Source organism: Streptomyces sp. NPDC087901, assembly GCF_044742205.1.
In the GTDB taxonomy this organism is placed as follows: Bacteria; Actinomycetota; Actinomycetes; order Streptomycetales; family Streptomycetaceae; genus Streptomyces.
On record NZ_JBIUUC010000005.1, the window covers coordinates 193,356 to 217,415 of the forward strand.

The window sequence follows — 24,060 nt, forward strand, 5'->3', positions numbered from 1 at the left end:
CGGCCGCGCCATCACGGACGGTGCCCGTGCTCATACGGCGCTTCTGCTGCTGTCGGCGGCCTCCGGGGCGGCGGACGCCTTCGTCTTCATCTGCGTCGGCCAGGTCTTCGCCGGCGTGATGACGGGCAATCTGGTGCTGCTGGGCGCCTCGGCCGCGGGGGCCGGCGAGGAGGGGGTCGCGCTGCGTGTGGTCACCGCGCTGGTCTCGTACGGATGCGGGGTGGCCTGGGGCGCGGTGGCCGGCGAGCGAATGTGGTGGCGGCTGCCCGTCATGCTGTTGTTCGAGGTGGTGCTGCTCGCTGCGGGCGCGGTGCTGTGGGCGTGCGGACTGGTCACGTCGGATGCGGACCGGCTGGGGTTGCTGGTGGTCATGGGGCTCGCGATGGGCATTCAGGGCCGGGTCCGGGCGACCCCCACGAATTACTTCACCGGAACGCTGACGTCTCTCGTCGCACGGCTGGCCCGGGCATCGTGGCACCGCGACGACGGCTGGGTCGCCGGCCGGCTGCTCGCCGTCGTGGCCGGCGCGGCACTGGCAGCGCTGATGGTGCGCCTGTGGCCTGCGTCGGGCGCCGTCTCCGCTGCGGGTCTGGCGGCCGCCGCGCTGTGCGTCGAAGCCGCCGGACGGCGGGCCGTCCCGGCGCCGGCCCGGTCGTAGACCACTGAGAAAAGGGAAGCCCCGGCCGGATCGGGGGAATCCAGCCGGGGCGGCTCTGGTGTGGGCGCTCAGCGCGTCATCCACATATAGGTGAACGATAAATCATGTGGTTGCGTTCCCGGGAATCCGCACCCCGGACTGTGATCCAGGGCACGGACGCCCGGGCCCGGGGACGCGGCGTCACGCTCCGGCGGCGGACGCCTCGACGCCGTAGCGGCGGTTGAACTGTTCGATCCGGCCGGCCGTGTCCAGCACCTGCCGGTGTCCCGTGTAGACCGGGTGGCTCGCCGACGAGGTCTCCACGTCGATGACGGGATAGCTCCGGCCGTCCTCCCACGTCACCCGCTGATCGGAATCCGCGGTGGAACGGGTGAGGAAGGCCGCCCCCGCGGCGCGGTCACGGAAGACCACCGGACGGGAGACGGGGTGGATTCGGGACTTCATGGGCATTCCTTCCCTGGTGCGAGAACGGCCGGACGACGTGTCCCGCCCGGCGGTCGGGGCTGCGGTCAGCGTTCCTCGCGGAACAGAACGTGCTGCCCGGCCGCGGGGTCGTACTTGCGCAGGACCAGACGGTCGGGGTTGTTGCGACGGCTCTTGCGCGTCACATAGCTCTGACCGGTTCCGGCGGTCGAGCGGAGGGTGACGACGGGACGGGCCTCACTGCGGGCCATGGGCACCTCCGGGCTCCTGTACCGACCCCGAGCCCTTGTTGGGAACGGGATTCGTTTTCGTTCTGGCCGTGTAACGCGGGCACGCCCGTAACCATTCCCGGCCCGCCGAACACCCCCTCACCGAGCGTCCGCGCGCCGCGCCCGAGCGGCTCGCACACTCCCCGGTGAGCCGTCACGCGGGGCCGCGACGCTCGTTGATCGCTGTGCCCGGCATTGCAGCCGACTTCCCGAGGAACGTGAGCCATGCGCCTGAAGAACACCCTGACCACCCTTGCCACCACCGCGATGATCGCCGCCTGCTCAATGACCGCGGCGGGCCCGGCGGCCGCCGCCGGGGACACCGCGCCCGCCTGCGTGGCACGCGACGTCATCAAGCAGAACAAGACCGCCTGGACGACGAACAACTGCGGCCGGAACATGCACATCCAACTGGTGATCAACAACGGCCCCGACAGGTCGTGCTGGACCACATCCCCCGGCGAGACCCTCGAATGGAAGTGGAAGATGGGCTCGTACGGCCGCATCGCCCTCTGCTGACACCGTGGGCCACACCGCTCCCCGCGGCCCGGCCCAAGCGACCCCGGAGCCCCCGCCCCGGCGGGGGCTCCGGCCCGCATATGCCCCGCCACGGGTCCGCCGACACCGCGCGTATCGGCGCCCACGGGCGCACATCAGGCCCCGAGCACCTGATGACTTGCGTCAACACCCCCATTCAGCAAGGGTGTTCGATGAACCAGAGTTCCGGCCAGCCGCTGGCATATGCCGGATGCAAGAACGCGTCGAGTGTTGCCAAACCCCTTACGGGCGCCTGCGGGCTGTGCGACAGTCGTATTCGGTCCACCCTCAGACCTGGTTGTACCGCGCCTGTATCGGAGTACGACATGCCGCCCCATCCGTCCGCGGACCGCCCCGCCCCCCAGCCGCCCGAGCGCGATGCCGTCGACGCGTTGATCAACCGGACGCAGCGGCTGCGCGGCGACGTGGACGCGGTGCGGCGCGACACCGTCCTCGTGGACGAGGACGACCCTCAGCTGCGCTGGCAGCGTGCCCTGTGCGACCTGGCGGTCCATCAGCTCGACGACCTCGGCGCGCATCTGGGGCAGCTCAGGCAGGGACTGCCGTCGGAGGCCGCGGAGCAGTTCACCGCCGAGGCGGCGCGACTCGCGGGCCAGGACTCACCGGCCGGCGAGCAACCGGGGTCGCTCATCGGCCGGGTCGGCAGTGCCGAATGGAATCTGCTGACCGACGAGGTGAGCTGGTCCGACGAGCTGCTCCAGATCTTCGACCGCACGCCTGAGGCGGGGCCGCTCTCGCTGGACGACCTGCCCTCCGTGCTCGTGCCCGAGGACCAGCCCCTGCTCACCGCGCTGGTGACGGGCTGCCTGGTCGACGGCAAGCCGATAGACGGCGAGTTCCGCATCCTGCGCGCGGACGGGCGGATCAGGACCTTGCACATGATGGGCGAACCCGTCCTCGACACGGACGGCTGCACCGCATCCATGTGGGCAGTCCTGCGCGATGTCAGCGCGCTGCGCCGCAGCCAGCAGGTCGTACATCGGACCCAGGAGTCCCTCCGCCACCAGCAGCACATCGCCAGGACCGAACGCCGGATGGCCGTGGAACTGCAGGAGGCCGTACTCCCCCCGTGGCGGGGCTCGCTCAGCCTTCCGGATCAGGGGCCCGGGTCCCTGGACATCGCGGCCCACTATCTGCCGTCGGATTCGAGCGCCCTGATCGGCGGTGGCTGGTACGACGCGATGGAACTGCCGGACGGCCGGACGCTGCTCACGGTCGGCGATCTGACCGGCCACGGCATCCAGGCCACCTCCGCCATGGCGATGATCCTGGGTGCGCTGCGGGGCATGGCGGTGGCCGGGATCGAGCCCGGAGCCCTGATGGGACACCTCAACCAGTTACTGGAGACATCGATCCAGCCGGCCCTCGGCAGCGCGGTGTGCTGCCGGTTCGACCCCGCCACCCGCACGCTGGACTGGGCGCAGGCCGGACACCCGGCACCGCTGCTCTTCCGCAACGGAGCCGGGCGCCCGATTCCCCCGCCCGACGGTGTGCTCCTCGGAGCGGCGTCCGGGGTCGCCTACGAGCAGGACGAAGTGCACCTGCTGCCCGGTGATGTGCTGGTACTGCACACCGACGGGTTGGCCCGGGGCACGGGGAACGCGCACAGCGGTCTCCGCCCGGGCACGGAAACACTCCTCGGACTCGCGCCGCGCTTCGCCGAGGCCCGTACGGCGCAGGAATGTGTACGGACCGTCGTCGAGGAGTTCGGTGGCACCGAGCGACTGGACGACGCGTGTGTACTGATCGCCCGTGTCGGAGCGTAGGAACAGTACGGGCACACCACGCACAGGGGCCGGCTCACGAAGTTCAGGGCACGGGACGATTGTCGCCGCACACCCAATGATCAGATCTCTGAACTCCTGGGCCTCTTGATGATGGAGCTCTGCGGCAGCGAGAGCTGGATCTCCTCACGCAGGTCCTCGATCTTCGCGTAGCCCGCGAACTGACCCGTGAGCCGGTACATCTCGCGCAGGCGGTCCCAGGTGCGGTGCGAGGATGTCTCCCCCATCGTCACGAGGGCGAGCCGGGCGTAACGGTCGGCCTGCTCGGGGTCGTCGGCGATGAAGCACGCCGAGGCGAGCGAGATGTAGTCGAAGATCTTGGACCGCTGGCGTCCGTTGACCCGCAGTTCCAGCGCCTGTTTCGCATGGCGTTGGGCGGTGACGGCCGCCGAGGGGTCGTGCTCGGCCAGCGTGCGGAACGCCAGGGCCTGCATGCCGTGCAGATCCGCCTCGTCGAACATCTGCATCCAACTGGGCGGTGGCACATCGCCCTTGTCGGAGATGAAGAGCTCCTCGGCCCGGCCGAGAGTGCGCCGCATCGCCTGTCCCCGCCCCATGGAGGCCTGCGCCCACGCCTCGATGGTGTGCAGCATCGCCTGGGTGCGCGGCAGAACCATGTCGCCCGAGCCGGACTTGGCGAGTTTCATGAGGTCGAGTGCGTCGTCGGGCCGGCCCAGGTGGACCATCTGGCGGGCCGCCCTGGAGAGCGCCTCGCCCGCCCGCGGCCGGTCACCGCCCTCTCGCGCGGCGTGCGCGGCGATGACGAAGTACTTCTGGGCCGTGGGCTCGAGGCCGATGTCGTGGGACATCCAGCCCGCGAGCACGGCGAGGTTGGCGGCGACGCCCCAGAGGCGGCGCTGCAGATGGTCGGGGTGGCGGTAGGCGAGCATGCCTCCCACCTCGTTGAGCTGGCCCACCACGGCCTTGCGCTGGAGACCGCCGCCACGGGAGGCGTCCCAGGCGCGGAACACCTCCACGGAGCGCTCCAGCGCCTCGATCTCCTCCGAGCCGATGGGCGCGGCCTCGTACCGGTCGTAGCCGGCCGGGTCCGCGTGCACGGGGTCGTCGATGCGTGGAGCGTCGGCCGCCAGTACGGGGTCAGTGTGCAGCCAGTCGTGCATGGGGCCGGCAATCGTGGAGCCGGCGGCGAGCGCGGCGCCCGCGCTCACCAAGCCGCGTCGGTTGAGCATGAGGTCCATTCCCGTGAATTCGGTGAGGACCGCTGCCGTCCGCTCGGGCGCCCACGGGAGTTGGTCGGGATTGTGTTCCGTCCCGGTCTCTCGCCGTTTCCCCACACGCCCGCGTCGGCCGAACCCGAGATCCTCGATGGTCACGACACGACCGAGCCGCTCGGTGAACAGGGCTGCCAGCACTTTGGGCACGGGATCGCGCGGGGACTCCCCCATGTCGATCCATCGCCTTACGCGCGAGGTGTCGGTGGCCAGCTGCGGGTGGCCCATGGCCGCCGCCTGCCGGTTCACCATTCTCGCGAGTTCGCCCTTGGACCAGCCGGCAAGGCCGAACAGGTCCGACAGACGGGTGTTGGGTTCTCCGGTCACGTCAAGCCCCCAGGTTCTCGGCTGTGTTGACAGTAACCCCCTGTCAGATGCCTTGCGACTATTCGCCAGGGTTCGCCAGGGTCCGCCAGATGGTCTGCCACCCGCGCGCCGGTGTCAGGTAGGAAAGCGCCACCCCGCCCGGCAGCCCTAGGTACTCCCCAGGGTGCCGAACGGCCGCCGGCCGGGGTGGCGCACGCAACTTGTCGGCGCACGAAGGGATCTGTCTAGCCCATGTACACAGCATCGTCCTCCGTGTCCGCCCCGCCCCGGCCGCTGCGTCCCCTGGGAGTGGGTGGTGGACCGTATCTCGACCCCCGCGCCGTCGTCCCCGCGCCCGGCATGGGCCGGACCCGGCGCGTGGCAGGGCCGGGTACCCCCTCGCTCAGCGGAAGACTGGACCTCTCCGGTCCGCAGGGCGCCCAACTGAGGATGGCGATCGCCTCGGTTCACCGGATCTGCCCGGAGTTCAACCCGGTGCAGGTGCTGCGGCGCAGCGGCCGTTCGGTACTCCTCGTCGGTTCCACCGGCCGCACGACCGCGGTCGCCAAGTGTTTACTGGACCACTCCCCCGCGTGGACGGAGCGGTTCCGGCACGAAATAGCGTCATACCGGGCGTTCGTCCGGCACCGCCCGCCGGTCCGGGTACCCCGGCTCATCGCGGCAGACCCGGAGAACTGCACTCTGGTCATCGAGCGGATGCCCGGCCGGGTGGCGGCGCTGACCAGGCACCCGTCGGAGGCCCCCCCGCGCGCTGATCTGCGGGCCGTGCTCGGTGCGGTCAGCCGGGTCAACGCCTGGCGTCCGCCGGCCGGTCTGTTCGACGCCCCGCTGGACTATGCGGCACGCATCGCGCGGTATCACGAGCTCGGCCTGTTCACCGACCGCGATCTGGGAGACCTCCAGAAACTGCTGCACGGCCTTGCCCACGCCGGAGGCCGCCAGGGCATGGGGCAGTTCTGCCACGGTGACGCTCTGCTCTCCAACATCCTCCTGTCGCCCACCGGTCCGGTTCTGGTGGACTGGGAACACGCCGGGTGGTATCTGCCGGGCTACGACCTGGCGACGCTCTGGGCGGTTCTGGGGGACGCGCCGGTGGCGCGGCGTCAGATCAGCCAGCTGGCCCAGGTCGCGGGTCCAGCGGCGCGGGACTCGTTCCTGGTCAACCTGATGCTCGTACTCACGCGAGAGATCCGTACGTACGAGACGGCTCTTCAGCGGGCCATGCGGGACACCACCGCGCCGGCCAGGACGGGGCAGGACCGTCCGGGTGGGCTGTCGTCGGGTGAGGAGCAGCGACTGCTGCTGCGTCGCCTGCACGACGACTGCGCCATGGCGCGGAGTGCCGTTCGAGCCGCGGTCGGCACTCGCTGACCTGCCGATGGAGATGCGCGCTGCGGGTCCGGTGCCGACACACCGGGCCCGCAGCGCGCTGTTGCGCCGCCCCTCGGGCCGAGGCCTGAGTCCGACCGGCTTCAGTGCGCGCGGACGATGTCCACATCGGCCGCCTTCACGAAGGCGATGCGGTGGCCGATCTGGACCGTCACATACTTCTCCTTGCCCCGGAAGTACGCGTGGTCCATGGGGTAGGAGGCGTCGATGGTCGGCGCGTAGAAGAAGCCGGTGGGGGCCTCTCCGCCGCCGGGGTAGGACTGGCCGGCCTTGATGGTGTACTGCAGGGCCGTGCCCACCCGCTGGTCCGCGAAGTCGGCCGGGTACTCCGACTTCTCCGGGTACGCCACCCCGTACACCGGCACCTCCGCCTTGCCCGTCCTGGGCCTGACGACGTAGCCGGCGGTGGGGGTGGTGGTGCGGGCGTGGTCCGGGGTGCGGAGCCATGCCTTCTTGCCGTACCACCAGATCGCCGTCCAGCCGGGTGCGTGGTCGGCGACGACGGCCTGCTGAGTGGCGCTGATCTTGCTGCCCCAGTCGGCGGCGCAGTTGGTGCCGGGCGAGCCGTCCGTGTGCAGCCCCGGGTCGGAGAAGAGCGGTGCGTCGTCGGAGGGTTCCGTGTGGAGCGGCACGGCACTGGAGCCCTGCACGGGCAGGTCGACGCCCTTCTCGCAGTCGCGGAATGCCTGCTGGTTGTCCTTGAACCGCGGGCTGACGGTGATGAGTTCGCTGCCCTTTCGGGCCGTCGGCACAGTGGGTTTGCCGAGGAGGGCCATGAAGCGGTTCCAGTCCCAGTAGGTGCCTGGGTCCCAGTGCATGTTCTTGGTGCCGGCGGCGCTGGTGGGCGGCACCCCGTCGTGGCCGATGATGTGCTGGCGGTCGAGCGGGATGTCGTACTTGGCGGCGAGATAGCGCACAAGTGCCGCGGTGGAGCGGTACATCTCGGGGGTGTACCACTTCGCGCCCTCGGTGGCGACGCCCTCCTGCTCGATGCCGATCGAGTGAGTGTTGAGGTACCAGTTCCCGGCCTGCCAGGCGACGTCCTTGTTCTTCACCATCTGCGCGACATGACCGTCGCCGGAGCGCACGACGTAGTGGGCCGAGGTCTGCTTCAGCGGGTTCTGGAAGATCTTCAGGGTGGTGTCGTAGTCCTCCTCCGTGTCGTGGAGGACAATGAACTTGATCTTGTTGCTGTGCGGCCGGTCCGCGGTGTCGTAGTTGCCGTACGTCTCCTTGTCGGCCGGGTCGCCGGTCTGCTGGTAGGCGGCCGGGACCCAGTCGCATGCCAGACCGCGCGGGCATTCCGGCCGCACCCCGTCCGCGCCCGCGTGTGCCGCGGGGCTGAGCAGCGCGAGACTCAGTGCGCCGGCGGCGGTCAGCGCGAGTGCGCGTCCGGTCCTCTGCTTGGACGTCATGACAACCCTTCTTGGAGCTGGGCGTTTCCCGAGCCGTACGTGTCGAGAGGTGTTCGTGTTCCGATCTCGTGTTGCTTCGTGCGCGCACACTCTCTGACCTGAGGTGATGGCACGTCAAGGGTGTGATGGAGGCCGCGGGTCGAGCCAGTGGACCAGACCACTGGCAGGTGCTCTGACCTGCGGCGGGAAAGGAGCAACGGGATTCTGGCGATGCCGCGTTACCTGAGTTTTGCGCAGGGCGTGCCCGCCGGCCGGACCGGGCGCCGTCCCTCGAACGAGCGCACTTCTTGTGTGACTAATGATGGCTGTGCGTGCCCCGAACGGCCGAGGGGTAGAGCTCGCGCGGACACGACCGAACCGCGTGACGCTCGCGCGGAGGCTCATCGAAAGGCCTGACGCACATGGCACAGCCCTTCACCCTGCCGGACTTCTACGTTCCGTATCCGGCGCGCCTCAATCCGCATGCCGAGGTGGCGCGGCAGCACACGAAGACGTGGGCGCGGGCCATAGGGATGCTGGAGGGGTCCGGCATCTGGGAGGAGAAGGACCTCGACTCCCACGACTACGCGCTGCTGTGTGCCTACACCCACCCCGACTGCTCGGCCGAGGCCCTGTCCCTGGTCACCGACTGGTATGTGTGGGTCTTCTTCTTCGACGACCACTTCCTGGAACTGTTCAAGCGGACCCCGGACCGCGAGGGAGGCAAGGCGTACCTGGACCGGCTGCCTGCGTTCATGCCGATGGAGCGGGGTGCGCCGACACCGGAGCCGACCAATCCGGTCGAGGCGGGGCTGGCGGATCTGTGGGCGCGGACGGTGCCCGTCATGACGGACGCGTGGCGCGTGAGGTTCGCCGAGGCGACGAAGAACCTGCTGAACGAGTCGCTGTGGGAGCTCGCCAACATCAACGAGGGCCGCATCGCGAACCCCGTCGAGTACATCGAGATGCGCCGCAAGGTGGGCGGCGCCCCCTGGTCGGCGGGTCTGGTGGAGTACGCGGCCGGTGCGGAGGTGCCCGAGGCGGTGGCCGGGGAGCGGGCGTTGCGCGTGCTGCGTGACGCGTTCTCGGACGGTGTCCACCTGCGCAACGACCTGTTCTCCTATCAGCGTGAGGTCGAGGACGAGGGCGAGAACAGCAATGGCGTCCTGGTCCTTGAGCGCTTCCTCGACTGCTCGACGCAGGAGGCCGCCGAGGCGGTGAACGATCTGCTGACGTCACGGCTCCAGCAGTTCGAGAACACCGCACTCACCGAACTGGGCCCGCTCTGCGCGGGGAAGGGCCTCGACGCCGCACAGACGGCTGCGGTGCTCGCTTACGTCAAGGGGCTGCAGGACTGGCAGTCCGGCGGCCATGAGTGGCACATGCGCTCCAGCCGCTACATGAACGACGGCGGGGCCGAACCGGCTGTGCCGGGCTTCGGGATGGCCGCTGCGTCGATCCGCTTCACCCCTCGCTCGGAGTTCGCCAGGCTGCGCAGCCACACCCATCTGCCGTACCAGCATGTCGGCCCGTCCCTGCTGCCCGACTTCGATCTTCCGTTCGGCACGACACTCAGTCCGCATCTGGACGGGGCCCGGGAGCGGCTGGTCGGCTGGGCGGACGGGGTGGGCATCCTTCAGGCGCAGCCGGGGGTACCGGGCTCGCACATCTGGGACGAGGAGCGGCTACGGGCGATCGACCTGCCACTGTGCGCGGCGGGCATCCACCCGGACGCCACCCCGGAGGAACTCGACCTTTCCTCGCAGTGGCTGGCGTGGGGGACGTACGGGGACGACTGGTTCCCGGTGGTGCACGGTCGCACCCGTGACCTGGCGGGGGCCCGCCTCGCCAACGAGCGGCTGTCGCTCTTCATGCCACTGGACGGGGCCGCGCCGCCCGCACCCGTCAACGCGCTGGAACGCGGCCTGGGCGACCTCTGGCAGCGCACCTGCGCACCCATGGACGACAGCGGCAGGCGAGCGTTCCGCACGTCCATCGAGGACATGACCGCCAGCTGGCTGTGGGAGCTGGCGAACCAGGCGCAGAACCGGATTCCCGACCCGGTGGACTACGTCGAGATGCGCCGCATGACCTTCGGCTCGGATCTGACGATGAGTCTGTGCCGGCTGGGGCACGGCAGGAAGGTGCCGCCGGAGATCTACGAGAGCGGCCCGCTGCGCTCCCTGGAGAACGCGGCGGCCGACTACGCCGCGCTGCTCAACGACCTGTTCTCGTACCAGAAGGAGATCGAGTACGAGGGTGAGGTGCACAACGGTGTGCTGGTGGTGCAGAACTTCTTCGGGGTGGACTATCCGACGGGGGTGGCGATCCTGCACGATCTGATGAAGTCGCGGCTGCGCCAGTTCCTGCACGTCGCCGAGAACGAACTCCCGGTGCTGTACGACGACTTCGGGCTGGATGCCGAGGCGAGGGAGATCCTCGCCGGATACGTCGAGGAGCTGAAGCACTGGATCGCGGGCATCCTGATCTGGCACCGGGACTGCAGGCGCTACCGCGAGGAGGATCTACGGCGGGGCACCGCGGCCCCGTGGCACCTGAGCGGTCCCACGGGGATCGGCACTTCGGCGGCGCAGGTGACCTCGTTGTTCGCTCAGCTCTCCGGGGTCAGCGTGTAGCGCTTGCCGGCGCGGGCTCTGATGACCTTCTCGCCGCCGCTGAACAGCGTGCTGCGGACGGTCACTTCGCGGGTCCGGCCCGCCGTGATCACCACACGGCGGGCCTGTCCGGCGGCCCATTCGATGTCGACGGTGAATCCTCCGCGGGCGCGCAGCCCGCGCACCGACCCGGCCGGCCAGGCGGCGGGCAGGGCGGGGAGGATCTCGACGGCGTCGTGCTGGCTCTGCAGCAGCATCTCCGCGATACCCGACGTGGCGCCGAAGTTCCCGTCGATCTGGAACGGCGGGTGGGTGTCCCAGAGGTTGGGCAGGGTGGAGTTCTTCAGCTGCTCGGAGAGCATCTTGTGGGCATGGACACCGTCCCGCAGCCGCGCCCAGAAGTTGATCTTCCAGGCCTTGGACCAGCCGGTGCCGCCGTCCCCGCGGGCACCCAGGGAGACCTTGGCGGCTTCGGCCCAGGCGCTGCCCGCCTCGATCTGCCGGCCGGGGTGGAGGCCGAAGAGGTGGGAGACGTGGCGGTGGTCGTCGGCCGGGTCGTCGCGGTCGGTCTTCCACTCCTGGAGCTGACCCCAGGACCCGATGCGCAGGCCGGGGTCGATGCGGTCGAGGGCCGTTTCGAGACGGCCGCGGAAGGCGGGTGCGTCACCGAGGGTGCGGGCGGCCTCCAGAGTGCTGGTGAGGAGGTCGTGGACGATCTGCTGGGACATCGCGGCCCCGGCGGTGAAGTCCCCGTGCTCGGGCGAGTAGCTCGGGGTGACGACGAGGAGTCCGTCGCGGGGGTCGGTGCGCAGGTTGGCCAGCCAGAACTCGGCGGCCTCCTTCATCGCCGGGTAGGCGGTGGAGCGCAGATAGCCGGTGGAGCCGCTGAAGCGGTAGTGCTCGTACATCTGCTGGGTGAGCCAGGCGGCGGCCTCGGGGAACCAGAAGGCGGTGGACCAGTCGTGCACTCCGGTGAAGCCGTACGGGTTGGTCTCGTTGTGCACGACCCAGCCGTCGGTGCCGAACATCTCCTTCGCCGTCCTGCGGCCGGGCTCGCGCATGGCCTCGATGTAGCGGTCGTAGGGGGCCGTGGTCTCGGCGAGGTTGGTGACCTCGGCGAGCCAGTAGTTCATCTGGAGGTTGATGTTGCTGTGGTAGTCGGCGGACCAGGGCGGGGTGGTCGAGTTGTTCCAGACGCCCTGGAGGTTGGCGGGCAGCGAGCCGGCCCGCGAGGAGGCGATGAGCAGGTAGCGGCCGTACTGGAAGAAGAGCGCCTCAAGGGCCCGGTCCGCGGGGCTCGCTCCACCCGTGTAGGCGCTCAGCAACTGGTCGGTGGGCAGGTCGGGCAGTTGCTGACCGATGTCGAGGGCGACCCGGTCGAAGAGAGTGCGGTGGTCGTTCACGTGGGCGTCGCGGACGCGCTCGTACGGGGTGGCCGCCGCGGTGTCGACGGCGGTCGTGACCTTGGTGTGCGGGTCCTGTCCTCGGTAGGCGGGACAGGTGTCCGCGTAGTCGGTGCCGGCCGCGAGGAAGAACCACGCACTGTCCGCGCCGGTGACGGTGAGGCTGCCGTCGGCTCCGGCGGTGACCTTGCCACCGGTGGTGCGGACGCGGATCTGGGTCTCGAAGCGCAGGCCGTTGTCCTTGAGGGCGCCCCGGACGGTGAGGCGGTCGCCTGCTGCGGAAGCGGTGAAGTCGGTGCGCGGCGAGGTGTAGCGCAGGGTGAAAGCCACCTGTCCCGGGCGGTCCGCCGTCAGCCGTCCGGCGATGACGGAACCGGGGTGGGAGACGAAGAACTCCCGGCTGTGGGCGACACCTTCGTGCGTGTACGCGACGGTCGCGAGGGCGGTCCGCAGGTCCAGGCCACGCCGGTAGGAGGAGTCGGGGGCGGCCGGTGCGCCCGGCACGTCGAGGCGCAGTTCCCCGAAGACCTGGTAGGCGCCGTAGCCGCGCCGCGGCTGTCCGAGTTCGGCGGCCACGGCGTCGGGACCGAGGGCGCCTTCGCTGTCGAGGCGCTCCTGCACCCCGGCCAGGGCCCCCGGCCTGGGGGCGGTCCAATTGCCGAAGTCGTACCCCTGTGCCGAACCGGGGCCGCCGGTCCAGAGGGTCTTCTCGTTGAAGGTGAGGAGCTCGGAGGCGAGCGTTCCATGGACGCTCGCGCCGAGGGCTCCGCCGCCGATGGGCAGGGACTCGCGCTCCCAGTCCGCGGCGGGCGCACGGTAGTGGAGCACCGGGTTCGGCAGCTCCGCCTTCTGCTTTCCTGTCGCCGATTCATCGGAGGTCCCGGCGGCGGCGGCCGTGCCATTGAGGGCGGGAACCCCCAGCGCCAGAGCGCCTGATACGCCAATCGCTGTCTTCACGGTGGTACGTCGCGTCATCCCGGATGTCATGCCGAACGACGCTAGAGGTCCGACGACTGCCCGGACAAGACGCATGACGAAGCGGCCTCTTGGACGGAGGCCACGTTTACTTGGACGGAAGTGCCACCACCGGTCGGGCCGCCGTGCGGCGGCCCGGGCCGGATCAGCCCTGCTGGAAGAGCTCGGCGGGCAGCGGCTTCAGGAGGGTGTACAGATCGTCGGTGATCGGCCGGTCCCAGCTGGCGATGGTGACGAGCACGCCGTCACTGCGGTCGAACTGGACGCAGGAGATGCGGCTCTCGGAGAGCTTCACACGGCGGACGATCAGCAGGTTGTCACCCTGCATCACGGGCATGTCCTCGGTGCCGGTCACCTCGACCGGCTCGTCGTTCTCCAGCGCGAGCAGCAGCTGGGCCACCTCGAAGGGGACCTGGCCCTCCTCCGTCTCGCGGGCGGGCGATCCCTCCGGGAGGTTGCCGATGATCATCGCGGGGCCGCGGCCGCCGAACAGGTCGTAGCGCAGGAAAACGCCCTGACAGCTGCCGTCGGGGGCGGGCAGCAGACCGGCGCCGAGGTTTCCGGGCCAGTCGCCCGGGTCCATGGCCAGGACGTCGAAGTCGGGGCCCGCGGGTGTGGCGGCGCTACGGCGGCGGAGGAAGGACATGCGGACATGTTACGTGGCCGGGCCCGCCTCGCCGAGCCGGGCCCGCAAGGCGGGCTTGGCCGCCGGAGGCACCCGTGCGCAGGAGGGTGCCCCAGCCACCCGCCCCGCCGCCCCGGTCACCCCGTGCCCGACTCCGCGGCCAGGGTCTCGAGTACGGCCACGGCCTCGGCTGCCCGGTCGTACGGGACGAAGAGGTGGTCGTGGTGGAAGGCGGCCACCACGTTGCAGCTGATTCCCGCGTCGGTGAGGGCGAGCGAGACGGCGGCGGTCAGCCCGACGGCCTCCAGCGCCGAGTGCACACGGAGCGTGATCCAGCCGGCCGTGAAGGAGCAGGGCAGTCCCGCCGCCGCGGCCTCCGCCTCCGGGAGCACCAGCGTGAGCCCTTCGGCCTCACGGACCACGACGACGGGGGCGGTGCCGTCGGGCACGACTCCGTCGGGCGCGGTGGCGTAGACGTAGCGCCCGGGGTTCAGCTCCGGACGCAGGTCGCTCAGCAGAACGCGAAGATCACTCTCACCTGTCACATCCACCACGCTACCCATGGTGTGCGATGCCGCTCACCAGGGCTTGCCCCGCGGGTGCGGTCGGCGCGGAGTTCTCCTGGGCCGGTGCAGGAGCAGGAGGCTCAGCCACCGGTCTCGGAGAGGTGGCTGGGTGCGCGAGCCGCTGTGGCCCCGACGGGGTCCGTCACCTCGGGTCGAACGCGCCGTCCCGGGCGCGCACGACGAAGCCACGCCATTCCGCCGGGGTGAAGACCAGCGGAGGGCTGCCGGGGCGCCCGGCGTTGCGCATCGCGATGAATCCCTCGACGAAGGCGATCTGGACGTCGCCGATGCCCTGACTGCCGGACCGCCACCGGGCGTTGCCCAGGTCGAGCCCCGCCTTGTCCCAGCCGGTGAACCGCTGCTGGGGGATCATCCTCCGTGCCACGTCGGCTCCTCCTGCTCGTCGGATGCGGCCGAACGAAGCCTAGCCATCACGGGCGGTCCCGAACAGGCCGCGGAACCCGGTACGTGCGGCCTGTCCGGGGCTCGTGGGTCAGCCCGTAGGCGGTTCGGCGCCCACGAGCCACATGGAGAAGAACTGGGCCCCGCCGCCGTAGGCGTGGCCGAGGGCCCGCCGGGCACCGTCCACCTGGTGCTCACCCGCCTGCCCCCGGACCTGGAGCGCCGCCTCGGCGAAGCGGATCATTCCGGAGGCGCCGATGGGATTGGTGGAGAGCACTCCGCCCGAAGGGTTGACCGGCAGGTCGCCGTCGAGCTCGGTGACTCCGGCCTCGGTGAGCTTCCAGCCCTCGCCCTCGTCGGCGAAGCCGAGGTTCTCCAGCCACATCGGCTCGTACCAGGAGAACGGCACGTACATCTCGACGGCGTCGATCTCCCGGCGCGGGTCGGTGATCCCCGCCTGCCGGTACACATCGGCGGCGCAGTCCTTGCCGGCCTGCGGCGAGACGAAGTCCTTGCCGGCGAAGAGGGTCGGTTCGCTGCGCATCGCGCCGCCGTGCACCCAGGCGGGCGGGTGCGGTGAACGGTCCGCGCCCGCCCGGTCGGTGAGGATCATCGCGCAGGCCCCGTCGGAGGACGGGCAGGTCTCCGAGTAGCGGATGGGGTCCCAGAGCATGGGTGCGGCCTGCACCTTCTCCAGGGTGATGTCCGGGTCGTGGATGTGGGCGTACGGGTTCTTCAGCGCGTTGCGCCGGTCCTTGTACGCGACGAGGGAGCCCACGGTGTCCGGCGCCCCGGTCCGGCGCATGTAGGCGCGCACATGCGGGGCGAAGAAGCCGCCCGCGCCGGCCAGCAGCGGCTGCTGGAACGGGATGGGGAGCGAGAGGCCCCACATCGCGTTGGACTCCGACTGCTTCTCGAAGGCGAGCGTGAGGACGGTCCGGTGCACGCGGGCCGCGACAAGGTTCGCGGCGACGAGCGCGGTCGAGCCGCCGACCGAGCCCGCGGTGTGGACCCGGAGCATGGGTTTGCCGACCGCGCCCAGGGCGTCGGCGAGATAGAGCTCCGGCATCATCACACCCTCGAAGAAGTCGGGGGCCTTGCCGATGACGACGGCGTCGATGTCCGCCCAGGTCAGTCCGGCGTCCTGGAGGGCGGCTACGGCGGCCTCGCGGACGAGGCCGGCGAGGGAGACGTCGCGGCGGGCGGAGACGTGCTTGGTCTGGCCGATGCCGACGACGGCCACGGGCTCCTTAGGCATGAGCGCTCTCCCCTTCGAGAACGGCGACCAGGTTCTGCTGCAGGCAGGGCCCGGACGTGGCATGGGCGAGTGCCCGGTCGGACTCGCCCCGGTGGATGCGGGCGGCGGCCTCGCCGAGGCGGATCAGCCCGGCCGCCATCAGCGGATTGGCGGCCAGCGCGCCGCCGGACGGGTTGACCCGGACCTCGTCGCCGAGGCCGAGCGCCTTGCGCAGCACCACCTCCTGGGAGGTGAACGGGGCGTGCAGTTCGGCGGTGTCGACGGGGCGATCGAAGACCCCGGCCCGTTCGGCGGCGAGCCGGGTCGACGGCGATTCGGTCAGCTCGCGCACGCCGAGATTGTGGGCCTCGATGCGGTGGTCGATGCCGCGGATCCAGGCGGGCCTGGCGCAGAGGGACCGTGCGGTGTCCCCGGCGGCGAGGATCACGGCGGCGGCGCCGTCGCCGATGGGCGGGCAGTCACCGGTCCGCAGCGGCTGCACGAGATAGCCGCCGGCCGGGACCGACCCGCTCAGCTGCGCGTGCGCGTTGTCCGACGCGTCCGCTCGGCTGCGGGCGGCGATGGCCGCGAGCGCGGTCTCGTCGGTGTCGCCCGCGTCGATCAGCGCCTGGGCCTGGAGGGCGGCGAGGGCAACGGAGTCGGGCCACAGAGGGGCGGTGTAGTACGGGTCGAGCTGGCGGGTGAGGACGTCGCGCACCTGGCCGGGCGAGGACTTCCCGTACGCGTAGACGAGCGCGGTGTCCGCCTCGCCCGTCTGGATCTTCACCCAGGCCTCGTACAGGGCCCAGGCGCCGTCCATCTCGACATGGGACTCGGAGATCGGCGGGTGCGCCCCGACGCCGTCGAGAGCCATGGTGAAGGAGAAGGCACGGCCGGCGAGGTAGTCGCTGGAGCCGGAGCAGGTGAAGCCGATGTCACTGGTCCGCAGGCCCGTCGCGTCGAGAACCTGATGCAGGACGGGCATCAGCATCTCGACTTCGGAGAGTTCGTCGGTGCGCCGCAGATGGTCGGTCTGCGCGAAGGCGACGATCGCTACGTCTCGCATCTAGACCAGCTCCTTGTACGCGTCGTAGTCGGCGTCGGGCTCGCCGGTCGGCCGGTAGTGGTCGGGGTGACGGCTGTCCTCGGTCCAGACGGGCTCGACGCGCAGTCCCATCCGCACCTGGTCGTAGGGGATGCCGCCGATCCGGGCGTGCAGAGCCAGGTCCGCACCGTCGAGGGCGATGTGCGCGTAGACGTAGGGCACCTCGATGTCGAGGTTCTTCGCCTTGATGTTGACGACGCAGAAGGTGGTGACCGTGCCGCGCGGTCCGACCTCGACCCGCTCGTCGGTGGCGACGCCGCAGGTGGGGCAGGCGCCGCGGGGCGGGACGTACACCTTGCGGCAGGACGGGCAGCGTTCGCCGACGACGCGCCGGCTCGCGAGTGCTTCGAGGTAGGCACTCTGCGCGCGGCCCGGCGAGTAGGTGTAGTCCAGGCGGGCGGGGGTGACGATGCCGGTGACCGGGTCCGCGAACTCGCCGTCGTGCGGGGCGGATCCGCCGGGTTCGCTCTCGTACGGTTCGAAGCAGGCGATGTCCGTGATGGCGCCGGTGCGGGTCTCGGCCCAGCGGACGCGGACACGCATGCCGGTGCGGACGGCCTCGGGTCCGGGTGCGTCCAGGACGTGCAGGAGTGCGGTGTCGGCGCCGTCGAGGCGGACGAGCACCCAGGCGAAGGGGGTGTCCAGGGGCTGGTCGCGGCGGGGGTGCGGGTTCCAGGCCCAGGTGGTGACGGTTCCGGTGCCGGCGACCTCGACCAGGTCGCGGATCTCCTCCGCGGTGACGGGGTCGTACTCGACGGGCGGGACCAGGACCAGGCCGTCGCCGGTCCGTACGCCGAGCAGGGTGCGTTCGCGCAGTCCGGTGAGGAAGGCGCTCTGTACGGGGCCGAGGGAGCGGGTGAAGGGGAATTCGACCACCAGCGGTGCGCTGAGGACTTCGGGCACGGTTGGCTCCTTTGGTCAGGCCCGCCGGTAGACGGGCGGGCGCTTCTCGGCGAAGGCGCGGGCGCCCTCCTTGGCGTCTGCGGTGGCGAAGACGGGCCAGCCGCGCTCGAGTTCGGCTGCGAGGCCGTCCGTCTCGGTCATCTCCGCGGTCTCGTAGACCGATGCCTTGACCTCTTCGACGGCCAGCGGGCCGCAGGCGTTGATCTGTTCGGCGACGGCGAGGGCCGCCTCCAGTGCGGTGCCGTCGGGGACGACCCGGCCGATCAGCCCGATCCGGGCCGCTTCGTCGGCTGTGTAGGGGCGGCCGGTGAGCAGCATCTCCAGCGCGTGGGTGCGGGCGATCTGGCGCGGCAGCCGTACGGTCGAGCCGCCTATGGGGAAGAGCCCGCGCCTGACCTCGAAGAGCCCGAAGGTCGCGCTCTCGCCGGCGATGCGGATGTCGGTGCCCTGAAGGATCTCGGTGCCGCCCGCCACGCAGTGGCCCTCGACGGCGGCGATGACCGGTTTGCGGGGGCGGTGGTGACGCAGCATGGCCTTCCAGTGCAGATCGGGGTCGGCCTTCATCCGGTCCCGGTACTGCTCGCCCTCCATCCCCTTACCGGCAAGGGCCTTGAGGTCCATGCCGGCGCAGAAGCAGCCGCCGGCTCCGGTGAGGACGACGGATCGGACCTCCTCGTCGTCGTCCGCGGCGAGCCAGCCGTCGTACAGGCCGACCAGCATCGGCAGCGAGAGCGCGTTCTTGCTCTCGGGCCTGTTCAAGGTGAGCACCAGTGTGGCGCCTTCGCGCTGCACGGTGAGGTGTTCCGTACCGCCCATGGTCTGTCTCCCGTCTCAAGGCTAGAACAGGTTGCAGTAGACGGAGGAGCAGTTCAATAGTTTTCTGACAGTCAGTCAGATTTCTTCCCGGGACCTCTTCCCACTTGTGCCGGTGGGCGCTCTAATGACCGCCGGGCCACTCAGCAACCGGGGTCAGGAGGAACGGTGGAGTACAACCTTGCCGACCTGTTCGAATCGGTCGTCGACGCTGTCCCGGAACGGGAGGCGCTCGTCTACCTCGACCATCCCGGAACAGGCGCCGAGCGCAGGCTCACGTACGCGCAGCTCGACGCCGCGGCCAATCGTCTCGCCCATCACCTGATCGAGGCGGGCATCGGCCCGGGCGAGCACCTCGGGCTGCACCTCTACAACGGCATCGAATACCTCCAGACCGTGCTGGCCTGCCTGAAGGCGCGCATCGTCCCTGTCAACGTCAACTACCGGTACGTGGAGGAGGAGCTGGTCTACCTCTACCGCGACGCGGATCTGGCGGCGCTCGTCTTCGACGCCGAGTTCGACGAGCGCGTCGTCGCCGCCGCCCCGCAGGCGCCGAAGCTCCGCCATCTCGTACGGGTCGGCCGGTCCGTGGACGGCACGCCCGGGCCCGATGCCGTCGCGTTCACCGCGGCGGAAGCCGGCGGGGATCCGGGGCGCGGCTTCGCGCCGCGCTCGGCCGACGACCAGTTCATCATCTACACGGGCGGCACCACGGGCATGCCCAAGGGGGTGATGTGGCGCCAGGAGGACCTGTTCTTCTCCGGTCTCGGCGGCGGTGCACCGACGGGCGACCCGGTGAAGACGCCGCAGGAGCTGGCCGAGCGGGTGGCCGCCGGCGGGGAGGGGATCACCTTCTTCCCCACTCCCCCGCTGATGCACGGCACCTCGACGCTCACGGCGTTCATCGGCTTCAACTTCGGACAGCGGGTCGTCGTGCACCGCAAGTACGTGCCGCACGAGGTGCTCCGCACCATCGAGAAGGAGAAGGTCACCAGCGTGTCGCTGGTGGGCGACGCGATGCTGCGGCCGCTGATCGACGCACTGAAGGGGCCGCTGAAGGGCACCGACTGCTCGGCGATGTTCTCCGTCTCCAGTTCGGGCGCGATCATGTCCGATTCGGTGCGGGCGGAGTTCCAGGCGCTGGTGCCCCACGTGATGCTGCTGAACAACTTCGGCTCCTCCGAGTCGGGCTTCAACGGAACCGCGACCGCCGACTCCGGCCCGGAGAACGGCTTCCGGCTCCGGGTCAACTCCCGCACGGCCGTCGTCGATCCGGCGACGTACGAACCGGTGGCTCCGGGCGAGCCGGGACGGATCGCCCAGCGCGGGCACGTGCCGCTCGGCTACTACAACGACCCGGGGAAGACCGCCGAGACGTTCTTCCGTAAAGGCGACGAGCGGTGGGTACTGCTCGGCGACATGGCGACGGTCGACGCCGAGGGCATCGTCACGGTGCTCGGCCGGGGCTCCCAGTGCATCAACACCGGAGGCGAGAAGGTGTATCCGGAGGAGGTCGAGCAGGCACTCAAGTCCCACCCGGATGTGTACGACGCGCTGGTCGCGGGCGCTCCCGACGCACGCTGGGGCAATCAGGTCGCCGCCGTGGTGCAGGTGCGCGAGGGCGCAGACGCCCCCTCGCTCGGCGACGTCCAGGCGCACTGCCGCACCCGGCTGGCGGGCTACAAGATCCCGCGCCACCTGGTGATCGCCCCGCAGATCCAGCGCTCCCCCAGCGGCAAGGCCGACTACCGGTGGGCCCGCTCCGTCGTCGCACCCGCCCGCCCGGCCGGCGACTGACACGGACCCCGCCCCGAGGGCGAATCACCCGAGTGCACGGCCCCGCGTCCACGGCGGACGCGGGGCATCCACGAAGACGTAAGCCATTCGGGCACGCCCCGTGTCCATCCGGGCACCCTGCGTGGCATCGGGGGGTGATCGCCCATAGCTTCGGCTCATGAGGAAACGACACATCAAGGGCCTCGTGAGCATCGCAGCCGCCTCGGCCGCCGGACTGTGCGTCGTCGCGCCGTCCGTCCCGGCCGCCGCCGCCGGCGGCCACGTGGTACGTCCGGGCCAGTCCATCCAGGCAGCGGTGGACGCCGCACAGCCCGGTGACACCATCGTCGTCCGGCCCGGCACCTACCGGGAGAGCGTGCTCATCACCACGCCCGGACTGACCCTGCGCGGCTCCGGGAACCGTACCGTCATCAAGCCCGGCGCGAGCGGGACCCAGCAGGACAACGCCTGCGCGAAGGCCGGCAACGGCGTCTGCGTGCTGGGCACGGCGGGGCACACCGTGGACGGCGTGTCCATCAGGTCCCTGACCGTCTCCGGCTTCACCCGGAGCGGACTCTGGGCGTCCTGGACGGACGGACTGAAGGTCCGTTCCGTGACATCCGCGTCCAACGGTGTCTGGGGCATCGCGCAGCAGCGGTCAACCCGCTCCGACATCCGGGACAGCACCGCCCGCTCCAACGGGGACGCGGGCATCTTCGTAGCCAACAGCGTCGACGAGGAGGGCGGCGCCACCGACACCGGCGGTACCCGGGTCCGGCGCAACACTCTCACCGACAACCGGATCGGGTTCACCGCCCGCCGCGTGCGGAACCTGACGGTGAACAACAACACCTTCACCGCCAACTGCAGCGGCGTGTTCGTCGTGGGCGACGAGGGAACGCCGCGGGCCGGCGCCATGACCATCCGGTCCAACCGGATCACCGGCAACAACAAGTTCTGCGCCGCCACCGCGCGGCTGCCCGCGATCCAGGGCTCCGGGATCGTCCTCACCGGAACCGAGTCCACCGAGGTCCGGTCCAACGTGATCCGCGACAACGTGGGAGCCACTCCGCTCTCGGGCGGCGTCGTGCTGTTCAAGAGCTTCGTGGGTGCGAAGAACACGGACAACACCATCAGCCGCAACCTGGTCCAGGGCAACCGGCCGGCGGACCTGGCCAACCAGGACACCGGCACGGGCAACCGCTTCACCGGCAATGTCTGCACCACCTCCGCACCGGCCGGGATGTGCTGACCGGTGTCCCCCCGCACAAGGAGAAGCGAGACGGTATGACCACCGTGAACACCACCCCCCCCACTACTCCCGTCCAGCCCCTTCCCACCCCGCAGCCGGCCATGAGGCTGCGCGAGATCGTGTTCGGCGCGGCCCGCTCCGCGGCCGTCCGCGCCGCGGCACGGCTGCGTGTCGCGGACGCGCTGGGTGAGAAGCCGGCCACCGCGGCCGAGCTCGCCGCTGCGGTGAAGACCGAACCCGGCCCGCTGCGGCGGCTGCTGCGCGCCCTGTCCTGCTACGGCATCTTCACCGAGAACGCCGACGGCACATTCGCCCACACCGATATGTCGCGACTGCTGCGCGAGGACGACCCGCACAGCCTGCGGGACATCTCGCTGTGGTGCACCGAGCCGTGGACGTGGGAGGTCTGGCCCCGGCTGGACGACGCGGTGCGCTCCGGAGGCAACGTCTTCGAGGACGTGTTCGGCAAGGAGTTCTTCGACTACCTCCACCAGGACGCCCACGAGTCCGCCCAGGTGTTCAACCGGGCCATGACGACGTCCAGCATGCAGTCCGCACTGGACGTCGCCGCACTGCTCGACCTCACCGGGGTTTCGGCCGTCGCCGACATCGGCGGCGGTCAGGGGCACGTACTGGCGAGCCTGCTGGAGAAGCACCCGTCGGTCAGCGGCACCCTGATGGACCTGCCGGGCGTGGTGGCACGGGCCGACGAACGGCTGCGGGACGGCGGTCCTCTCGCCGGCCGGGCGAGCATCGTGGCCGGTGACTGCCGTGAGGGCATTCCGGTGGCGGCCGATCTCTACATCATCAAGAACATCCTGGAGTGGGACGACGACAGCACCCGCAGGGCGCTGCGCGCCGTCATCGCGGCGGCCCGTCCCGGAGCCCGGGTCGTCGTCATCGAGAACCTCGTCGACGACACCCCGTCGATGCGGTTCACCACCGCCATGGACCTGCTGCTGCTCCTGAACGTGGGCGGTGCCAAGCACACCCGGCAGAGCCTGGTCGACCGGCTGTCCGACGCCGGGCTGAGGATCGGCGAGATCCGGCCGGTCAATCCGTACCTGCACGCGTTCGAATGCGTGGTCCCGGACTAGGGCCACCTGGACGCGTCGTTTCCGGGCAGCACGGAAACCGCCCCGGGTCCGGCCTCGTGGCCGGGCCCGGGGCGGTTCGTCTCGTCAGGCGCTGGTGTCGCGCTCCCAGCGGTAGAACTCCTGCGCCATCGCGTCCTTCGGTCCCCGCCACGTCTGCGGGTCGTAGGGGCTGACGAAGGCCGTGAGCCGGTCGCTGATGTCCTTGAACGCCGGATGGCCCGTCACCTTGGCGATCTCCGGCCCCGGCGGGCGCTCGGACTCGATCAGGTGCAGGTAGACATCGCCGAACTGGAACAGCTTGCGCCGGGTGACGCCGACCAGGTGCGGCAGCTCACTGCTGTCGGAGGCGGCGAACAGCTCGGCGATGTCCGGCGCGGACTCAGGTGCCATCCGGGCGACGATCAGAGCGTGGTGCATCGGGTGATGCCTTTCTGGTACCCGGTCCGGGCCCGGCGGGGAGGGCCAGGCGGCCGGCCGTCGCGGACGGTGTGTCAGTTGGCCGGGACCCCGGCCGTGCGGCGCTCGCGGTCGCGCTGCTCGATCTTGTCCCGGATGAGTTCCATCTGGACACGGGAGTTGCGGTTGATGTTCTCGGTCATCCACGCGTCGTCGACCGGGGCGTCGGGACGCATCGCGAAGTCCTGCGCCCAGTGCATACGGGTGCCGCCGGGGACGTCGGAGTACTCCCAGCGGATGTCCATGTGCTGGAACGGGCCCGGCTCGACGCGGCGGGCCCGGACGGTGCGACCGGGGCGGTCCGTGGTGCGCTCGGAGACCCAGCTCCACACCTTGTCGTTGTCGTCGGGGTGCATGGTGAGGCGGAAGGTGGTCCGCTCGCCGTCCCGCTCGATGACCTCGACCGAGGCGTACTCGCTGAACAGCTGGGGCCAGTTCTCCAGGTCGTTCGTCATGTCCCAGACGAGGTCCAGAGGGGCGGCGATGACGATCTCGTTCTCGGTGTGTCCGGACACTTCAGGCTCCTGTCATGAGGCTGTTGTTGACGAGGTCGAGGAACTCGCGGGGCGTCTTGCACCGGTCGGCGTCGGCCGGGAGCGGCTGCCCGTGCCGGTTCTCCAGGACGCCGACGATGCCGAGGAGACCCAGCGAGTCGAGGCCGAACTCGTCGAATGCGGTACCCGACCGGTTCTCCATCTCCCGGGGGTCGACGGTCAGTCCGGCACCCTTCTTCATCAGGGCGGCCAGCTCTTCGTACGTCAGTCGATCGGTCATGAGGGGCTTCTCCTTGTCACGAGAGGG

The 24,060-nt window shown here is 70.4% G+C and carries 22 protein-coding genes and 1 pseudogene; 8 read left to right on the forward strand and 15 right to left on the reverse strand.

Features of this window, described 5'->3' with window-relative positions; translation table 11 throughout:
* The first annotated feature begins 43 nt into the window (after nt 1-43).
* Nucleotides 44-752 (forward strand): annotated as a pseudogene (locus ACIOEW_RS18080) (DUF1275 family protein).
* 86 nt (nt 753-838) lie between these two features.
* Here ACIOEW_RS18080 and ACIOEW_RS18085 read toward each other — a convergent pair.
* Entirely contained in the window at nt 839-1,102 is a 264-nt protein-coding gene (locus ACIOEW_RS18085; RefSeq protein WP_362545823.1) for a type B 50S ribosomal protein L31, read from the reverse strand.
* Between the two features lie 65 nt (nt 1,103-1,167).
* Nucleotides 1,168-1,332 carry a 50S ribosomal protein L33 gene (rpmG, locus tag ACIOEW_RS18090; RefSeq protein WP_326734205.1) on the reverse strand — a complete coding sequence of 55 codons (165 nt, stop codon included), beginning with the start codon at nt 1,330-1,332 and terminating at the stop codon, nt 1,168-1,170.
* Between the two features lie 243 nt (nt 1,333-1,575).
* Between rpmG and ACIOEW_RS18095 the strand changes: the two genes are divergently transcribed.
* The gene (locus tag ACIOEW_RS18095) at nt 1,576-1,869 is read left to right on the forward strand and encodes a hypothetical protein (protein ID WP_362545819.1); all 294 of its coding nucleotides are present in this window, start codon (nt 1,576-1,578) and stop codon (nt 1,867-1,869) included.
* Between the two features lie 344 nt (nt 1,870-2,213).
* Nucleotides 2,214-3,674 carry a PP2C family protein-serine/threonine phosphatase gene (locus ACIOEW_RS18100; RefSeq protein WP_401964602.1) on the forward strand — a complete coding sequence of 487 codons (1,461 nt, stop codon included), beginning with the start codon at nt 2,214-2,216 and terminating at the stop codon, nt 3,672-3,674.
* An 80-nt stretch (nt 3,675-3,754) separates the two neighbouring features.
* On the opposite strand, the gene ACIOEW_RS18105 is transcribed toward ACIOEW_RS18100, so the two are convergent.
* A complete protein-coding gene (locus ACIOEW_RS18105) occupies nt 3,755-5,251 on the reverse strand; it encodes a hypothetical protein (RefSeq protein ID WP_362545813.1) in 1,497 nt (498 codons plus the stop codon).
* 231 nt (nt 5,252-5,482) lie between these two features.
* Between ACIOEW_RS18105 and ACIOEW_RS18110 the strand changes: the two genes are divergently transcribed.
* On the forward strand, nt 5,483-6,622 hold the full coding sequence (locus ACIOEW_RS18110) for an aminoglycoside phosphotransferase family protein (RefSeq protein WP_362545810.1): 1,140 nt from the start codon (nt 5,483-5,485) through the stop codon (nt 6,620-6,622).
* 101 nt (nt 6,623-6,723) lie between these two features.
* Here the strand turns inward: ACIOEW_RS18110 and ACIOEW_RS18115 are convergent, their stop codons facing one another.
* Nucleotides 6,724-8,055: an N-acetylmuramoyl-L-alanine amidase gene (locus ACIOEW_RS18115; protein WP_401964603.1), complete on the reverse strand. Its 1,332-nt coding sequence runs from the start codon at nt 8,053-8,055 to the stop codon at nt 6,724-6,726.
* Nucleotides 8,056-8,456: 401 nt separating this feature from the next.
* Here ACIOEW_RS18115 and ACIOEW_RS18120 point away from each other — a divergent pair, with 401 nt between their 5' ends.
* Nucleotides 8,457-10,670 (forward strand): germacradienol/geosmin synthase, encoded by a 2,214-nt coding sequence (locus tag ACIOEW_RS18120; protein ID WP_401964605.1) that lies wholly within the window; start codon nt 8,457-8,459, stop codon nt 10,668-10,670.
* Here ACIOEW_RS18120 and ACIOEW_RS18125 read toward each other — a convergent pair.
* From ACIOEW_RS18125 to ACIOEW_RS18160, 8 genes are all read right to left on the reverse strand, one after another.
* Nucleotides 10,646-12,880, reverse strand: a complete 2,235-nt coding sequence (locus ACIOEW_RS18125; protein WP_362546050.1) for a glycoside hydrolase family 95 protein — start codon at nt 12,878-12,880, stop codon at nt 10,646-10,648. The two genes, ACIOEW_RS18120 and ACIOEW_RS18125, sit on opposite strands and share 25 nt — an antisense overlap.
* Before the next feature lie 292 nt (nt 12,881-13,172).
* On the reverse strand, nt 13,173-13,673 hold the full coding sequence (locus ACIOEW_RS18130; protein WP_018550733.1) for a hypothetical protein: 501 nt from the start codon (nt 13,671-13,673) through the stop codon (nt 13,173-13,175).
* A gap of 116 nt (nt 13,674-13,789) precedes the next feature.
* Entirely contained in the window at nt 13,790-14,197 is a 408-nt protein-coding gene (locus ACIOEW_RS18135; protein ID WP_401964965.1) for an ACT domain-containing protein, read from the reverse strand.
* 163 nt (nt 14,198-14,360) lie between these two features.
* The gene (locus tag ACIOEW_RS18140) at nt 14,361-14,591 is read right to left on the reverse strand and encodes a DUF397 domain-containing protein (protein WP_401964966.1); all 231 of its coding nucleotides are present in this window, start codon (nt 14,589-14,591) and stop codon (nt 14,361-14,363) included.
* 120 nt (nt 14,592-14,711) lie between these two features.
* Nucleotides 14,712-15,878 (reverse strand): thiolase domain-containing protein, encoded by a 1,167-nt coding sequence (locus ACIOEW_RS18145; RefSeq protein WP_401964607.1) that lies wholly within the window; start codon nt 15,876-15,878, stop codon nt 14,712-14,714.
* Entirely contained in the window at nt 15,871-16,923 is a 1,053-nt protein-coding gene (locus tag ACIOEW_RS18150) for a thiolase domain-containing protein (protein ID WP_401964608.1), read from the reverse strand. Before ACIOEW_RS18150 ends, ACIOEW_RS18145 begins: the two co-directional genes overlap by 8 nt.
* The gene (locus ACIOEW_RS18155; protein ID WP_362545792.1) at nt 16,924-17,865 is read right to left on the reverse strand and encodes an OB-fold domain-containing protein; all 942 of its coding nucleotides are present in this window, start codon (nt 17,863-17,865) and stop codon (nt 16,924-16,926) included.
* Nucleotides 17,866-17,880: 15 nt separating this feature from the next.
* Nucleotides 17,881-18,681, reverse strand: coding sequence for a crotonase/enoyl-CoA hydratase family protein (locus ACIOEW_RS18160; RefSeq protein ID WP_362545789.1), 801 nt, complete (start codon nt 18,679-18,681; stop codon nt 17,881-17,883).
* A gap of 165 nt (nt 18,682-18,846) precedes the next feature.
* On the opposite strand from ACIOEW_RS18160, the gene ACIOEW_RS18165 reads away from it, so the two are divergent.
* The 3 genes from ACIOEW_RS18165 (at nt 18,847) to ACIOEW_RS18175 (ending at nt 22,803) form a co-directional block, all read left to right on the forward strand.
* Nucleotides 18,847-20,475, forward strand: coding sequence for an acyl-CoA synthetase (locus tag ACIOEW_RS18165; protein ID WP_401964610.1), 1,629 nt, complete (start codon nt 18,847-18,849; stop codon nt 20,473-20,475).
* A 157-nt stretch (nt 20,476-20,632) separates the two neighbouring features.
* Nucleotides 20,633-21,706, forward strand: coding sequence for a nitrous oxide reductase family maturation protein NosD (locus ACIOEW_RS18170; protein ID WP_401964612.1), 1,074 nt, complete (start codon nt 20,633-20,635; stop codon nt 21,704-21,706).
* A 35-nt stretch (nt 21,707-21,741) separates the two neighbouring features.
* A complete protein-coding gene (locus ACIOEW_RS18175) occupies nt 21,742-22,803 on the forward strand; it encodes a methyltransferase (RefSeq protein WP_401964613.1) in 1,062 nt (353 codons plus the stop codon).
* An 84-nt stretch (nt 22,804-22,887) separates the two neighbouring features.
* Here ACIOEW_RS18175 and ACIOEW_RS18180 read toward each other — a convergent pair whose 3' ends face one another.
* The 3 genes from ACIOEW_RS18180 to ACIOEW_RS18190 all read right to left on the reverse strand — a co-directional run bounded on the left by ACIOEW_RS18180 (nt 22,888) and on the right by ACIOEW_RS18190 (nt 24,033).
* Complete coding sequence (locus ACIOEW_RS18180) at nt 22,888-23,220, reverse strand: TcmI family type II polyketide cyclase (protein WP_350989518.1); 333 nt, start codon at nt 23,218-23,220, stop codon at nt 22,888-22,890.
* Between the two features lie 74 nt (nt 23,221-23,294).
* Nucleotides 23,295-23,774: an SRPBCC family protein gene (locus ACIOEW_RS18185; RefSeq protein WP_362545777.1), complete on the reverse strand. Its 480-nt coding sequence runs from the start codon at nt 23,772-23,774 to the stop codon at nt 23,295-23,297.
* A 1-nt stretch (nt 23,775) separates the two neighbouring features.
* Entirely contained in the window at nt 23,776-24,033 is a 258-nt protein-coding gene (locus ACIOEW_RS18190) for an acyl carrier protein (RefSeq protein ID WP_359079804.1), read from the reverse strand.
* Between the last annotated feature and the right edge of the window lie 27 nt (nt 24,034-24,060).

Excerpts from the sequence above, each read along its gene's own strand:
- ACIOEW_RS18130 (WP_018550733.1), bottom strand. The coding sequence starts at position 13,673 with ATGTCCTTCCTCCGCCGCCGTAGCGCCGCCACACCCGCGGGCCCCGAC.
- ACIOEW_RS18160 (WP_362545789.1), bottom strand. The coding sequence starts at position 18,681 with ATGGGCGGTACGGAACACCTCACCGTGCAGCGCGAAGGCGCCACACTG.
- ACIOEW_RS18095 (WP_362545819.1), top strand. The coding sequence starts at position 1,576 with ATGCGCCTGAAGAACACCCTGACCACCCTTGCCACCACCGCGATGATC.
- ACIOEW_RS18150 (WP_401964608.1), bottom strand. The coding sequence starts at position 16,923 with ATGCGAGACGTAGCGATCGTCGCCTTCGCGCAGACCGACCATCTGCGG.
- ACIOEW_RS18145 (WP_401964607.1), bottom strand. The coding sequence starts at position 15,878 with ATGCCTAAGGAGCCCGTGGCCGTCGTCGGCATCGGCCAGACCAAGCAC.
- ACIOEW_RS18175 (WP_401964613.1), top strand. The coding sequence starts at position 21,742 with ATGACCACCGTGAACACCACCCCCCCCACTACTCCCGTCCAGCCCCTT.
- ACIOEW_RS18100 (WP_401964602.1), top strand. The coding sequence starts at position 2,214 with ATGCCGCCCCATCCGTCCGCGGACCGCCCCGCCCCCCAGCCGCCCGAG.
- ACIOEW_RS18115 (WP_401964603.1), bottom strand. The coding sequence starts at position 8,055 with ATGACGTCCAAGCAGAGGACCGGACGCGCACTCGCGCTGACCGCCGCC.
- ACIOEW_RS18110 (WP_362545810.1), top strand. The coding sequence starts at position 5,483 with ATGTACACAGCATCGTCCTCCGTGTCCGCCCCGCCCCGGCCGCTGCGT.
- rpmG (WP_326734205.1), bottom strand. The coding sequence starts at position 1,332 with ATGGCCCGCAGTGAGGCCCGTCCCGTCGTCACCCTCCGCTCGACCGCC.
- ACIOEW_RS18180 (WP_350989518.1), bottom strand. The coding sequence starts at position 23,220 with ATGCACCACGCTCTGATCGTCGCCCGGATGGCACCTGAGTCCGCGCCG.
- ACIOEW_RS18085 (WP_362545823.1), bottom strand. The coding sequence starts at position 1,102 with ATGAAGTCCCGAATCCACCCCGTCTCCCGTCCGGTGGTCTTCCGTGAC.
- ACIOEW_RS18140 (WP_401964966.1), bottom strand. The coding sequence starts at position 14,591 with ATGATCCCCCAGCAGCGGTTCACCGGCTGGGACAAGGCGGGGCTCGAC.
- ACIOEW_RS18120 (WP_401964605.1), top strand. The coding sequence starts at position 8,457 with ATGGCACAGCCCTTCACCCTGCCGGACTTCTACGTTCCGTATCCGGCG.
- ACIOEW_RS18170 (WP_401964612.1), top strand. The coding sequence starts at position 20,633 with ATGAGGAAACGACACATCAAGGGCCTCGTGAGCATCGCAGCCGCCTCG.
- ACIOEW_RS18190 (WP_359079804.1), bottom strand. The coding sequence starts at position 24,033 with ATGACCGATCGACTGACGTACGAAGAGCTGGCCGCCCTGATGAAGAAG.